Consider the following 13,351-nt stretch of genomic DNA (forward strand, 5'->3'; position numbering starts at 1 on the left):
CTACTCTTTAGGCGTGACTGAGCTGGCGATCGTTCGTCTTGGCGTTGACTTCCCCTACGAGCAGGCTTGGGATCTTCAGCGGCGCATTCACGCCCGCCGCGCGGCCGACGAGATTCCCGACACCTGTCTGCTGCTCGAACACGCGCCGGTCTACACGGCCGGCAAACGCACCGCCGCGCACGAGCGGCCAACGGACGGCACCCCGGTCATCGACGTCGACCGGGGAGGCCGCATCACCTGGCACGGTCCAGGCCAGCTCGTCGGCTACCCGATCATCAAGCTCGGTGACCGGCTGAGCGTCACCGCCTACATGGGACTGCTTGAGGAGACCCTCATCCGGGTCTGCGCCGACTTCGGGGTGCAGGCGGGCCGGGTCGAGGGCCGCAGCGGCGTCTGGGTCCCCGGGGACCCCTCCCACGGCCTCCCCGACCGCCAGGTCGGCGCGATCGGCATCCGGGTCACCCGGGGGGTGACGATGCACGGCTTCGCGCTCAACTGCTCCAACGACCCGAGCTGGTACAACCGGATCGTCCCGTGCGGCATCAGCGACGCCGGGGTCTCGTCACTGTCGGCGGAGACAGGCCGCAGGATCGTGGTCGACGAGGTCACGCCGTACACCGAGAAACGCCTCGTAGAAGCCCTCGACGCCCAAGCCTTCGACCTCCCAGAAGAAGACCTCTTCCGCCGCTGACCCCCTCCCTCGCTTTTCGGGACTCTCCCGGTGCTGGGAGGGGTTTTGGGGTACCGGCGCCAAGTGTGAAGAGTGTCCGGCTTGGGCGCGTCGGTGATCTGGACTGAGGAGCGACGGAGCGAAGCGGAGGAGCGACGAGGGAAGACACCGACCTCAGGCGCCCAAGCCCGCAGCGCCGTTAGGCGCTGCAAAGAGGCGCAACCCCAAGTACAGCCGTCTCCCCACGGGACATAAGCTGAATGATGTGACCGTTGCTCCTGAAGGCCGAAAGCTCCTCCGCCTGGAGGTGCGCAACAGCCAGACCCCCATCGAGCGCAAACCCCCGTGGATCAAGACCCGGTTGAAGACCGGGCCCGAGTACACCGAGCTCAAGTCACTGGTGAGACGCGAGGGTCTGCACACGGTTTGTGAGGAGGCAGGCTGTCCCAACATCTACGAGTGTTGGGAGGACCGGGAGGCCACCTTCCTCATCGGTGGTGACCAGTGCACCCGGCGCTGTGACTTCTGTCAGATCGACACCGGCAAACCCGCCGAGTACGACACCGACGAGCCGCGCAGGGTGGCCGAGTCGGTCCAGCAGATGGGGCTGCGCTACGCCACGGTGACCGGCGTCGCCCGTGACGACCTGCCGGACGGCGGTGCCTGGCTGTACGCCGAGACCGCGCGGCAGATCCACGCGCTGCTGCCGGGGTGTGGCGTCGAGCTGCTGGTGCCGGACTTCAACGGCGACCAGGGGCAGCTGGAGGAGGTCTTCTCCGCCAAGCCCGAGGTCTTCGCGCACAACATCGAGACCGTGCCGCGGATCTTCAAGCGGATCCGTCCCGCGTTCCGTTACGAGCGTTCCCTGGAAGTGATCACCAAGGGCCGCGAGGCCGGTCTGGTGACCAAGTCCAACCTGATCCTCGGCATGGGCGAGGAGCGGGAGGAGGTCGTGCAGGCCATGCGTGACCTGCACGAGGCCGGTTGCGACCTGCTGACCATCACCCAGTATCTCCGTCCGACCCCCCGCCACCATCCGGTGGACCGCTGGGTCAAGCCCCAGGAGTTCGTCGAGCTCCAGAAGGAGGCCGAGGAGATCGGCTTCGCCGGGGTGCTGTCGGGTCCGCTCGTCCGCTCCTCCTACCGGGCGGGCCGTCTGTACCAGCAGGCCATCGAGGCCCGCAAGTACGCCTGACCGTCGTCGCCTGAGGGGCCCGGTGATCCTTTCCGGTCACCGGGGTCCTCGCGGGACGGCAGGTCACGTTTTCATTTCTTGACCCCAGGATTTGTATCCTCAAGACATGGCGAAGAAGCCCGAAGACCCAGAGCGCCCGGGGCGCATCAAGCAGCTCCGCATGATCGCGCAGATCATCAAGCAGGCAAACCCCAAGGGGATGCCGATCGTCTACGCGTCAGCGCTCGGCACGCTCGCCCTGTGCGTCGTGATCGGCCTGGTCACGGGCTTGATCTGGTATCTGCTGTTCATCGGGGTCATGCTGTCGCTGACCGTCGGGCTGGTGGTCTTCGGCCAGCTCGCCCAGCGCGCGCAGTACTCCATGTTGCACGGCCAGCCCGGCGCGGCCGCCGCGATCCTGCAGGGCATGCGTGGCACGTGGGAGGTCACCCCGGCCGTCGCGGTCAACCGTGACCAGGACATCGTGCACCGCGTGATCGGCTTTCCCGGTGTGATTCTCGTCTCCGAGGGACCGGCTTCCCGGGTGCAGAAGATGCTGGTGGCCGAGAAGAAGCGTGTCCAGCGGGTCGCCCTTGACGTTCCCGTCTACGACGTCCAGTCGGGTGACGGCGAGGGGCAGATCCCCATCGCCAAGCTGCAGCGGCACCTGATGAAGCTGCCGAGGAACCTCAAGAAGCCCGCGGTCTACGAGGTCAACAACCGGCTCAAGGCCCTGCCGCAGACGCTGCCGATGCCCAAGGGCCCGCTGCCGCGTGGCGCGAGGATGCCCCGTCCCAAGATGCGCTGATGGACGTGGCGGGGATCGACCGGCGCCGGGTGGGCGCCGAGGAAACCTCGCGGGCCAACCGCGGCTGGTGGGACGGCGCGGCGGACGAGTACCAGGCGGAGCACGGGGACTTCCTGCGTGACAGCGGGTTCGTCTGGTGCCCGGAGGGTCTGGACGAGGCCGACGCCCGCCTGCTGGGTGACGTGGCGGGCAGGGACGTGCTGGAGATCGGCTGCGGCGCGGGCCAGTGCGGGCGGTGGCTGGTGGGTCAGGGGGCGCGGGTCGTCGCCTTCGACCTGTCGTTCCGGCAGCTCCAGCACTCTCACAGGATCGACCTGGGCGGCGCCTCCCGGCTGCCCGTGGTCCAGGCCGACGCCGAGGTGCTGCCGTTCGCCGACGGGTCGTTCGACCTGGCCTGTTCCGCCTTCGGCGCCCTGCCGTTCGTGGCCGATCCCGGTGCCGTCCTGTCGGAGGTTCGCCGGGTGCTGCGTCCCGGCGGCCGTCTGGTCTTCTCGGTGAGTCATCCGATCCGCTGGGCCTTCCCCGACGACCCGGGTCCCGCGGGGCTTACCTCGGACCGGTCCTACTTCGACCGCTCGCCGTACGTGGAGATCGGTGCGGACGGCGAGGCGTCCTACGTCGAGCACCACCGCACGATGGCCGACTGGGTGGGACACATCGTCGGCTCCGGGCTGGTGCTGCGCGGGCTGACCGAGCCGGAGTGGCCGCGGGGCCACGAGCGCGAGTGGGGCGGCTGGAGTCCGCTGCGTGGCCGCCTGTTGCCGGGGACGGCCATCTTCACCTGCGTCAGGGCGTAGCTCACATGCGCACGACCACGGTGCCGGCCGCGCGGTCGTGCAGGCCCCGCTGGTCGCGGTCCCAGACCAGCGCGGGTACGGCCAGGCACAGCAGCACGGTCCGCACGAGGATCGAGGGGAACGGGGCGCGTCCGCCGTTGAGCGAGGCGATCCTGATGCCGGTCAGACGCATGCCGAAGGTCATGCCCATGGCGCCCGCGAGCAGGAGGTATTCGGCGGCGAGCACCACGACCGGGACCCAGCTCTGGTGGGCGGGGTTGATCCGCAGGAGCCCCTGGGTGATGGCCCAGGTGCAGATCAGCCAGTCGATCACCAGGGCACCGATCCTGCGGCCGAACCCGGCCACCGAGCCGCTGCCCTCCTGGGGCAGCCCGAGCCGTTCCCCCGGGTAGCCCAGGTCGACCCCGGCGGATCTGACACCGCCGAGCCAGGTCTGGGTCCAACGGGGCTGCTGCCTGCTGTTCATGGCTCAACGGTATCCGCCCCCGAGGTCGCTCTCGAACTCCCCCAAACCCCCCATCTCCGGAGCACCCCCCAATGGCTGACATGGACGACCTCGACAAGCGCTTCGCCGAGCTGGTCTCGCAGATCGAGCGCAAGGAGCAGCGGCAGATCAAGAAGGAGGCCGCCAAGGAGTGGTCGCACCTGCCCCGTTACCGGCGTCAACGCCGACGGCGGATAGTCCTGGCCGTGGCGTCCATCCTCGTCGTGGCGGCGGGAGCGGTCGTCGTCTACCGGCCCGGGTGGGTCGCTCCGGTCGGCAAGGCCCTCTCCTCCCGTTTCGTCGAGACGCGGGAGAACCATCGTGGCCCGGTCCCCGAGGAGACCGCGCCGGTCGCCGTCACCCCGGAGCCGGTCTCCCCCTTCGAGGGCTCCCCCGCCAAGGACTACGCCGAGGGGGTCAAGGGGATCACGCTGCCGAAGGCGCGGGCGACGGGCGGGCTGAGCCGCGAGGACGTCGCCACGGCCCTGCGGCACGCCAGGAAGCTGCTCGTGGCCGCCCACCTCGACCGTAAGACCCTCGCGGGCGGCAGGCCGACGGCGCTGGTGAAGCTTCTCCCCTTGGAGCAACGTGAGTGGTTCCTAAAGAATCTGGACAATAGGAAGCCGAAGAAGGGCCACTTCAACACCAGATACTGGGTCACCAGCCTGGCCCCCAAGGCCGCCGAGCTGGCCACCGGCGTGATCAAGGTCAACGGGCGGACGAAGTACGTCCGGTTCCACGAGGGGGGCCGTACGGGAGTGAAGGTCACGACGAACTACCTGTTCGTCTATGCCGTACGGCGCCCCGGACAGACCGGGCAGGGCGAGCGGATCATCGTGCACAGCATCGGCGAGCTGATCGCCTACCGCGAGGACGGCCGGCTGGTGCTCTGGCCGGTCAGCTGGAACGACGGGGGCGTCACGGGCGCCCGCTGTGACGTCGAGGACGGCTTCGTCCACCCGTACTACGACGACTCCGTCCCCGACAAGGAGCTCGCCAAGGCCACCGGCGCCCCGGTCGATCCCTACACGCTCGACCCCGAGTCCCAGGACGAAGATTGCACACTCGCCTCCCGGGTGTGAAAAATCCGGCAAAGGTGGCGTTCGCCTGCCTGGTACGGCCCTGTTCCAGGGCTAACGTGGGGCGATTCTCCTTAACACGGGTGAAACAAACGAGACACGGGGCGGTAACGGCTCGGCCGTACGTTCGAGCTGAAAGCTCGTCCCCTTGGGAGGTTCGCGTGTTCAACTCCGCCGACGACGTCCTCAAGTTCATCAAGGACGAGGGGGTGCAGTTCGTCGATGTCAGGTTCACGGACCTGCCCGGGACGACGCACCACTTCACCTTCCCCTCGGAGAACTTCGGGGCAAACGTCTTCACCGACGGCCTCATGTTCGACGGCTCCTCGATCCGCGGCTTCCAGGCCATCCACGAGTCGGACATGCTGCTGCTGCCCGACCCCTCGACGGCCGTGCTCGACCCCTTCCGCAAGCACAAGACGCTCAACATCAACTTCTTCGTGCACGACCCGCTGACGGGTGAGGCCTACAGCCGCGACCCGCGCAACGTCGCCCGCAAGGCCGAGGAGTACCTCAAGGGCACCGGCATCGCCGACACGATCTACTTCGGCCCCGAGGCCGAGTTCTACATCTTCGACGACGTGCGCTTCGAGACCAGCGCGCACGCCAGCTACTACCACATCGACTCCATCGAGGGCGCCTGGAACACCGGCAAGGCCCAGGAGGGTGGCAACCTCGGCTACAAGCCGCGCTACAAGGGCGGTTACTTCCCGGTCCCGCCGATGGACCACTTCACCGACCTGCGTTCGGAGATGGTGCGCCGTCTCATCGAGGCGGGCATCGAGGTGGAGATGCAGCACCACGAGGTCGGCACCGCCGGACAGGCCGAGATCGACTTCCGGTTCAACACGCTGCTCAAGGCCGCCGACACGATGATGCTCTACAAGTACATCGTCAAGAGCACGGCCCTGGAGCACGGCCACACCGTCACCTTCATGCCCAAGCCGATCTTCGGTGACAACGGCTCCGGCATGCACTGCCACCAGTCGCTCTGGAAGGACGGCGCGCCGCTGTTCTACGACGAGGTCGGCTACGCGGGCCTGTCGGACACCGCCCGCTACTACATCGGCGGCCTGCTCAAGCACGCCCCCTCGCTGCTGGCCTTCACCAACCCGACGGTGAACTCCTACCACCGCCTGGTCCCCGGTTACGAGGCGCCGGTCAACCTGGTCTACTCCCAGCGCAACCGCTCGGCGTGCATCCGCATCCCGATCACGGGCTCCAACCCGAAGGCCAAGCGCATCGAGTTCCGGGTGCCCGACCCGTCCTGCAACCCGTACTTCGCCTTCGCCGCGCAGCTCATGGCCGGGATCGACGGCATCCGCAACAAGATCGAGCCGGTCGAGCCGGTGGACAAGGATCTCTACGAGCTTCCCCCGGAGGAGGCCCGCAACATCCCGCAGGTCCCCGGCTCGCTCAGCGAGGTGCTCGACGCACTTGAGGCCGACCACGACTACCTCCTTGAGGGCGGCGTGTTCACCCCGGACCTGATCGAGACCTGGATCGCCTACAAGCGCGAAAACGAGATCGACCCCATCCGCCTACGCCCCCACCCCCACGAGTTCGAGCTTTATTACGATGTGTAGTCACTGAGTTACGAAAGAGACCGCGGGCGTTGTCCCGCGGTCTCTTTCGTTGTCTCACCGTACGGCGGGCGGGGTGGTGAAGATCACGTCGAAGTCGATGGTGGTTCCGGCTGCCGCGTGCCCCCGGCCCTCGCTAGAGTGCGATCTTGTCGTGCGGCATTTCGTCGTCCTTGCGGCGGTTCACTCACCTACTAGGGGGATCGGTGTTCCGGTGGATGACCAGGGCGGCCACGCCGGTGCCATCGGATTCCGAGAGCCGAGCGCACGCGCACGGCACCCGGATGTTCGCCGAGGCCCGTGAGGAGCTCAACCGGGCCGACGCCAAGGCCCAGGTGCTGCTGGGCGTCGCGGGGGTGGGCATCGGCGCGGTCGCCGGTGGCCTGCTCGCGGGGAACTGGTCGCCGCTGAAACTGCACACGGCCCTGCAGTGGCTGTGGTGGGTGGGGGCCGGGTGCGCGCTGGGCGCCCTGTTCTGCCTGGCGAGCGCGGTGTATCCACGCATCACCAAACGGCCCCTCGGCATCACCTACTTCGGAGACATCCGGCGCTACCGCTCCACGGGGGAGATCGCCGAGGCGTTGCGTGGCCGTACCGACGGCGACCTGACCGAGTTGGCCGAGCAGATCAGGGCGGTCAGCGTGATCGTCATGAGGAAGTATCTGCTCATCCGGTGGGGCTTCTGGCTGCTGCTCGCCTCCATCGGAGCGACCGTCGGCTCCGCAGTGCTCCAGCTCGCCTTCTGACCCCGTCGCCGGGGCCCCAGAAGATCTCACGAGGCCCGGAGAAAAGCCCGAACGGTTGTCGCAGGTCAGGTTTTCCGAACAGCGCGGTTCGCATTCTCGCCTGTCTCCGTTTACCCCGGAGACGGGAAACGGAGTCGTTCCGGTGCGGAAAGTGAAGATGCGAAACGCCAGAAGGATAATCCTTACTCTTCTCAACCTTACCCGTTAGAATAACACGCCCAACTTGGGGTCGTCATCGTTCACCACGTGCGATGAAAACTCATCGAAATTCACACAGCACGTCGGGGGGTAAGGTGGAAATCCGCATTCTTGGCCCTGTCGGAATATGGCGCGGCGAACAAGCCATCGCGGTCGTGGGGCCGAAACAACGAACTCTGCTGGCTCTTCTCGTGTTGCGGGCCAATCAGGTGGTCTCCCACGATCGCCTGGTGTCGGCGCTGTGGGGAACGAAGATTCCCCCCACGGGAAGGCGGCTCCTGCACAACCACCTCTGGTCGGTGCGCCGCCTGCTCTCGGACGGTGAGGCGCTGGTGGGCACGCCGACGGGTTACACGCTGCGGCTGCCTCCTGGCGCCTCGGACCTCGACGTCTTCACCACCGAGACCGCCGCCGCGCGCAGGGCGCTGTCCGGCGAGAACTTCGTCGAGGCCGCCGAACGGTTCAGAACGGCGCTGGCGCTGTGGCGCGGTCCCGCGCTTGGCGGCACGGATCCGGAGCTGCAGGCGACGGAGGGTGTCGCCCTGACGGAGCTTCGAACGGCCGCGCTCATCGGCCGGATCGAGGCGGACCTCGCGTGCGGGCGCCACTCCGAGCTGGTCGGCGAGCTGCGGCTGCTGATCGCCGAGCATTCCCTGAACGAGGAACTGCGCGGCCAGCTGATGCGCGCGCTGCATCGTGTCGGCCGTACGGCGGAGGCGTTGGAGGAGTTCCAGAAGGCCCGGCGGCACTTCCACGAGGAACTGGGACTGGACCTGGGCAGGGAGCTCACCGAGATCCACCGGACGATCCTCACCCGCGAGGACGCCACCGCTTCCACGCCTGCCCCCGCCGTACCGGATCGTCGTGTTCCCCGTCAGCTGCCTCCCGCGATCACCCGGTTCACCGGCCGGTCGCAGGCACTGCGTGAGCTGGACGGCCTCCTGCCCGCCCAGGGCGGAACGGCGATGCTGGTCTCGGCGGTCTCGGGTGCCGCCGGAATCGGCAAGACCGCCCTGGTGACCCACTGGGGACACAACGTGTCCGACCGCTTCCCGGACGGTCAGCTCTACGTCGACCTGCACGGCTACTCGTCGGAGAGGATGATCGGCGCGTCACAGGCGCTGAACAGGCTCCTGCGAGGGCTGGGAGCAGACGAGGAGGAGATCCCGCACAGCCTCGACGAGCGCGCGGCGCTCTACCGATCGTTGCTGGCGGACAGGCGCATGCTCGTCGTGCTGGACAACGCCGCGACGGCGGAGCAGGTCAGGCCGTTGCTACCCGGCGCGTCCCCGTCCCGGGTCGTCATCACGAGCCGCGACGCCCTGCGGAGTCTGTCGGTCACCCACGACATCCGCTGCGTCATGCTGGACGTGCTGTCGACCGAGGAGGCGGTCGCCCTGCTCAACGATCTCCTCGGAACGGACGGGACGGTCCACGACGCGGACGTCATCACCGAACTGGCCCACCTCTGCGGACGCCTGCCCCTGGCGCTGCGGCTGGCGGGCGCGCAGCTCGGCGGCGGTTCCGCCTCCCGGGTCCGGGACTTCGTGGCCAGGCTCCGCAGGGAGAACCGGCTGACCGTCCTGGAACTGGCCGAGGATCCGAGCGTCGGGGTCCGCTCCGCGCTCGAACTGTCCTACCGCGCGCTGCCGGAACCGGCCCGGCGGATGTTCCGGCTGATCGGCATCCACCCGGGACCGTCCCTGGGCACGGACGCGGCGGCGGTGCTCGCCGACATGTCCGTCGAGGAGGCCTCCGACGCGATCGAGACCCTGGTCAACGCGCATCTCCTGCAGCGGAACACCGAGCGACGGCTGTCGATGCACGATCTCGTGCGCGTGTACGCGGAGGAACGCGCTGCCAGTGACGAGACGCCGGAGGAACACGACGCCGCTCTGACGAGAACGCTCGACTGGTACCGGTACACGGCGTCCCAGGCGATGAAGCACGTGTACCCCAGGGACAGCCCGACGTTCTCCGTCCTCCCCGTCGAAAGAACACCCGACCTTCCCGGCCTCGACGAGGCGAGGGCCTGGCTGGAGAGTGAGCAGCCGACCCTTACCGCCCTGATCATCCACGCGGCCGCCGTGGGACGGCATGTTCACGCGTGGCAGATATTCAAGCGGCTGTCGTGGTTCTTCTACTCACGCAACTGTCTGGACGACCTTCTCCTGACGGGCGAGATCGCCCTGTCCTCCGCACGTCTGGCCGGTGCCCGTGACGGCGAGGCGGGAATCATCAGCGACCTGGGGTACGCGAAGATGTTCCTCGGGCGGTACGCCGAGCACCTCGCCTGTCAGCAGGAGGCGCTGGAGATCTGGCGGGCCTTGAACAACCGTGACGGGGAGACCGAGGCACTCAAACACATGAGCTACGCCCTGCAGGTGACTGGGCAGCCTCTCAGAGCGATCGAGGTCGGTGAGCAAGCCCTGGCGCTCCACCGCGAACTCGGAAACCGTGTCGGCGAGATCTCGATCATGAGTCACCTGGCCGTGAGCTATTTCGCCCTCGACAGGTTCGACGAGAACGTGAAGCTTCTGGTGGAGTGCCGGGAATACTGGCGGGAGGTCGGCCGAGAGTACGATGAGTTGTATTGTCTGATTCAGCTTGGCGCGACCCACACGGAGCTGGGGAAAATGGACGCCGCCCTGGAGTTTTTCCAGCAGGCGTTGCTGCTGAATCGCAAGCAGGGAAGCCACCACGCGGAAATCGACGCGCACACCTGCATCGCCTTCGCCCTGTGCCGTCAGGAACGGTACGAGGAAGCCTTCGACCACCACGAGAAAGCGCTCGCCCTTGCGCGGAGCATAAGAAGCGGACCGAAGGAGGCGGAGGCGCTCATCGGTCTGGCGAACACCTGTCTCGCCTCGGGCGACCCCCAGACCGCGCTGCTCCACTACCAGGGGGTTCTGAACGCCTTCGGCGACGTGAACGACATCTATTACCAGGCGCTCACCCACGAGGGGGTGGGCGACGCGCTTCACGCACTGGGACGCTCGGAGGAGGCCGCGAAGCCGTGGAAGGCCGCCTTCGACATCTGGGAGCGGATGGGTGCTCCCAAAAGCGCGAAGCTCCGGGAACGGATGCACGAGGCCGGTCTGAACTGACAGGGACAGCGCTACATTCGAGAAGTAAGCAGGAAGAACGACCGGGGTGGGGCGTTTGCGGCGGTGGGTGGGGTTCTCCGTGGTGGTGGCAGGGACCCTGCTGGTGTGCGGGGGTTCGGTGCCGATTCTGCCCGCTCTGCTGAACCGGGTCACCACCATCGCCTACGCGATCAAGGCCGGGCAGCATCAGCCCGGTTGGCAGGGTGGGCGGATTCCCTATTCCTGGGGTGGCGGCCACGATGAGGTTCCCGGGCCCTCCCTCGGCACCTGCGTGGGATACCGGGGCGCGATCAAGCCGTGTCCGGCGACGACCACGCGGGGGCTCGACTGCTCCGGGCTCGCCAGGTGGGTCTACTCGCTCGCCTACGGCGGGGACGTGCTCGGGCCCGGCAACACCGACGACCACCTGCGGCGGCTGAGCAGGATCCCGGCGTCCGTGGCACGCCCCGGTGACCTGGTGTTCTACGGCAGGCTCACCGGTCGCGCGAAGACCCACCACGTGGGCATCTACGTCGGCGACGGCAAGATGATCAACGCGTTGCGGACGGGAACGCGGGTCAGGCTCGACCCGATCACCACCGTCAAGGACTTCGCCGGATACTTCCGCTACCTGTAGACGTCAGAGTTCCAGCAGGGCTGGGGCCAGTTCGCGCCACTGCCGGAGGGGCAGGCCCTCCTCCGCCGACAGGACCTGGACACACACGTGGTCGGCCCCCGCGTCGAGCTGCTCACGCACCCGCCTGACGACGTCCTCGACGTCTCCGTACGCCACCAGCGCGTCGACCAGCCGGTCGCTGCCGCCCTCGGCCAGGTCGTCGTCGCCGAAGCCGAGCCGCCTGAGGTTCTCGACCTGGTGGCGTGCCTGGCCGTACCCGGAGACGAAGCCGCGGGCGACCTCGCGGGCGCGCTCGGGCCGGTCGAGGACGACAGTCTGCTCGACCGCGAGCAGCGCGTCGGAGCCCAGGGCCTGCCTGGCCCTGGCGGTGTGCTCGACCGGCACGAAGTAGGGGTGCGCGCCCCGGGTGCGCTCGGCGGCGAGTTTGAGCATCCCCGGGCCAAGGGCGGCCAGGAGGCGCGGCGAGGGTTCGGCCGGTGCCGGGCCCTGCAGGGGCGCCTGGTCCATCGCGTCCAGATAGGCCCGCATGGTGGGCACGGGACGGCCGTGGTGCGGCAGGAGGCCCGGGGGCTGGTCGGTGGTGCGGTGGCCGCCGAGGCCGAGCAGGAAGCGGCCGGGGAAGGCCTCGGCGAGGGTGCGCTCCCCCGCGGCCATGGCGATCGGGTCCCGCAGGAAGATGTTGGCGATGCCGGTGGCGACGGTGAGCCGCCCGGTCGCCCCGAGCAGCAGTGCCGCCTGGGTGAACGCCTCCCTGCCGAACGCCTCACCGAACCAGATGGCGCCGTAGCCGAGCTCGTCCAGCTCGGCGGCCGCCTCCCGCACCTCGGTGGCGGGCCTGCCGTCGAAGGCGAAGGTCCACACACCGACACGTCCGAGATCCACACTCATGGGTCACGCCCCCGAAGGAATTACCGGAGGCTATCTCCGGTTGCGCCAACCATACGGAGGCGGACTCCATTTATCAACCCGAGCGGCTCCCGCGGAAGCCCGTGAGCCTGCGCAGGATGTCCCACCAGAAGGAGGCGCCGAACAGCAGGGCGAATATGGTGATCAGGTAGCCGGGCCAGTGGCCGACCGTCGTCAGGCGGTCCCACCAGGCCCCGACGTTGAAGGTGAAGGACGGGCCACCCGACTCCTCGGCGGGGATCGTCACGCTCATCACGGCGTGGTCGAAGATCTTGACCAGCGCCGGGGAGCTGAAGACCTCGGTCACGCAGGAGTACGGCTCGACGGACCCCGCGACGGCGCACCTGTCCTTCAGGGAGTCCTTCAGCTCGGCCGTGCTCTCCCCTCCACCCGCGATGGCCGTGACAGCGGCCCGGTAGGCGTTGTCCCGCAGCAGGGTCTTGCCGTACTCCAGCGAGTCCATGCTGAACAGCAGGGTCAGCGCCACGGCCAGGGTGAAGACCACCCACTTGACGTAGCGGCGGTAGAGCAGGGACAGCCGCTGCATCTCCCCGTCGAACCAGTCCTCGACGCCCTTGCGGAACCTGCCCATGTCGCGCTGGGCGGCCTCCCACACGCCTCTCAGGTGTCCGGCGAGCGGGCTGCGTACGGCCTCCAGCTTGGCGATCAGCCCCTCGACGCCACCTTCCTCGGCGGCGACCAGTTCGAGCAGCGCCCAGGAGAACCGCTCCGGCGGGATGTCGGAGATGCTGGTCCTGGCGCCCTCGGGACGGTCGATCTCCTGCAGACGCTCGTAGAGCCGCCTGGTCATGTCGACAGTCGGCGCGGGCGCCTCCGCCGCGAGCACCACCTCGGGATCGACCGGCACCGGCTCGACCACCGACGGCGCCGGGTCGGGATCGTGCACGGGCCGTGGATCGTGTTTGGAGAAGGGCAGCCGCGCGAAGACGTCGCGGACCCGCGACGGGATCCACGACAGGCCCTTGCCCCGGCCGCCGTCCAGCGTGTCACGGAGATAGGCCCACAGGAACTTGCTGCGGATGGCGAGCAGCCTGACGATGGCCTCGTTGAGACCGCTCACCAGGAGCGACAGCAGCAGGAAAGCCAGTACCAGGCCGATGGCCAGGTCAACGTATACGGATATCACAGTAGTTGACTTCCTCCCCACCTGAAGCCGGGGGGT

Annotated in this window: 12 protein-coding genes; 9 read left to right on the forward strand and 3 right to left on the reverse strand. The window is 68.1% G+C overall.

Annotation, left to right across the window (positions count from 1 at the left end):
- Positions 1-13: 13 nt before the first annotated feature.
- From lipB to FHS44_RS15410, 4 genes are all read left to right on the forward strand, one after another.
- A complete protein-coding gene (lipB, locus tag FHS44_RS15395; RefSeq protein ID WP_184714902.1) occupies positions 14-691 on the forward strand; it encodes a lipoyl(octanoyl) transferase LipB in 678 nt (225 codons plus the stop codon).
- 244 nt (positions 692-935) lie between these two features.
- Positions 936-1,865: a lipoyl synthase gene (lipA, locus tag FHS44_RS15400; protein WP_376771593.1), complete on the forward strand. Its 930-nt coding sequence runs from the start codon at positions 936-938 to the stop codon at positions 1,863-1,865.
- 106 nt (positions 1,866-1,971) lie between these two features.
- Positions 1,972-2,652: a DUF4191 domain-containing protein gene (locus FHS44_RS15405; RefSeq protein ID WP_184714904.1), complete on the forward strand. Its 681-nt coding sequence runs from the start codon at positions 1,972-1,974 to the stop codon at positions 2,650-2,652.
- The gene (locus FHS44_RS15410) at positions 2,652-3,449 is read left to right on the forward strand and encodes a class I SAM-dependent methyltransferase (RefSeq protein ID WP_184714906.1); all 798 of its coding nucleotides are present in this window, start codon (positions 2,652-2,654) and stop codon (positions 3,447-3,449) included. Before FHS44_RS15405 ends, FHS44_RS15410 begins: the two co-directional genes overlap by 1 nt.
- Before the next feature lies 1 nt (position 3,450).
- Here FHS44_RS15410 and FHS44_RS15415 read toward each other — a convergent pair whose 3' ends face one another.
- Complete coding sequence (locus tag FHS44_RS15415) at positions 3,451-3,915, reverse strand: RDD family protein (protein ID WP_184714909.1); 465 nt, start codon at positions 3,913-3,915, stop codon at positions 3,451-3,453.
- A gap of 71 nt (positions 3,916-3,986) precedes the next feature.
- Between FHS44_RS15415 and FHS44_RS15420 the strand changes: the two genes are divergently transcribed.
- From FHS44_RS15420 to FHS44_RS15440, 5 genes are all read left to right on the forward strand, one after another.
- Positions 3,987-5,015, forward strand: a complete 1,029-nt coding sequence (locus FHS44_RS15420) for a hypothetical protein (RefSeq protein ID WP_184714911.1) — start codon at positions 3,987-3,989, stop codon at positions 5,013-5,015.
- Positions 5,016-5,173: 158 nt separating this feature from the next.
- Entirely contained in the window at positions 5,174-6,598 is a 1,425-nt protein-coding gene (glnA, locus tag FHS44_RS15425; protein WP_184714913.1) for a type I glutamate--ammonia ligase, read from the forward strand.
- A gap of 236 nt (positions 6,599-6,834) precedes the next feature.
- Positions 6,835-7,341, forward strand: coding sequence for a Pycsar system effector family protein (locus FHS44_RS15430; RefSeq protein ID WP_184714915.1), 507 nt, complete (start codon positions 6,835-6,837; stop codon positions 7,339-7,341).
- 251 nt (positions 7,342-7,592) lie between these two features.
- A complete protein-coding gene (locus FHS44_RS15435) occupies positions 7,593-10,646 on the forward strand; it encodes an AfsR/SARP family transcriptional regulator (protein ID WP_281401402.1) in 3,054 nt (1,017 codons plus the stop codon).
- A gap of 79 nt (positions 10,647-10,725) precedes the next feature.
- Complete coding sequence (locus FHS44_RS15440) at positions 10,726-11,262, forward strand: C40 family peptidase (protein WP_312863668.1); 537 nt, start codon at positions 10,726-10,728, stop codon at positions 11,260-11,262.
- Positions 11,263-11,265: 3 nt separating this feature from the next.
- On the opposite strand, the gene FHS44_RS15445 is transcribed toward FHS44_RS15440, so the two are convergent.
- Together FHS44_RS15445 and FHS44_RS15450 are read right to left on the reverse strand one after the other, a co-directional pair.
- Positions 11,266-12,150 carry a TIGR03620 family F420-dependent LLM class oxidoreductase gene (locus FHS44_RS15445; RefSeq protein WP_184714919.1) on the reverse strand — a complete coding sequence of 295 codons (885 nt, stop codon included), beginning with the start codon at positions 12,148-12,150 and terminating at the stop codon, positions 11,266-11,268.
- Positions 12,151-12,223: 73 nt separating this feature from the next.
- A complete protein-coding gene (locus tag FHS44_RS15450; protein WP_184714921.1) occupies positions 12,224-13,315 on the reverse strand; it encodes a hypothetical protein in 1,092 nt (363 codons plus the stop codon).
- Positions 13,316-13,351: the final 36 nt, after the last annotated feature.

Source organism: Streptosporangium saharense, from assembly GCF_014203715.1.
Classification (GTDB): domain Bacteria; phylum Actinomycetota; class Actinomycetes; order Streptosporangiales; family Streptosporangiaceae; genus Streptosporangium; species Streptosporangium saharense.

Excerpts from the sequence above, each read along its gene's own strand:
- FHS44_RS15435 (WP_281401402.1), top strand. The coding sequence starts at position 7,593 with ATGAAAACTCATCGAAATTCACACAGCACGTCGGGGGGTAAGGTGGAA.
- FHS44_RS15415 (WP_184714909.1), bottom strand. The coding sequence starts at position 3,915 with ATGAACAGCAGGCAGCAGCCCCGTTGGACCCAGACCTGGCTCGGCGGT.
- FHS44_RS15420 (WP_184714911.1), top strand. The coding sequence starts at position 3,987 with ATGGCTGACATGGACGACCTCGACAAGCGCTTCGCCGAGCTGGTCTCG.
- FHS44_RS15410 (WP_184714906.1), top strand. The coding sequence starts at position 2,652 with ATGGACGTGGCGGGGATCGACCGGCGCCGGGTGGGCGCCGAGGAAACC.
- FHS44_RS15445 (WP_184714919.1), bottom strand. The coding sequence starts at position 12,150 with ATGAGTGTGGATCTCGGACGTGTCGGTGTGTGGACCTTCGCCTTCGAC.
- FHS44_RS15405 (WP_184714904.1), top strand. The coding sequence starts at position 1,972 with ATGGCGAAGAAGCCCGAAGACCCAGAGCGCCCGGGGCGCATCAAGCAG.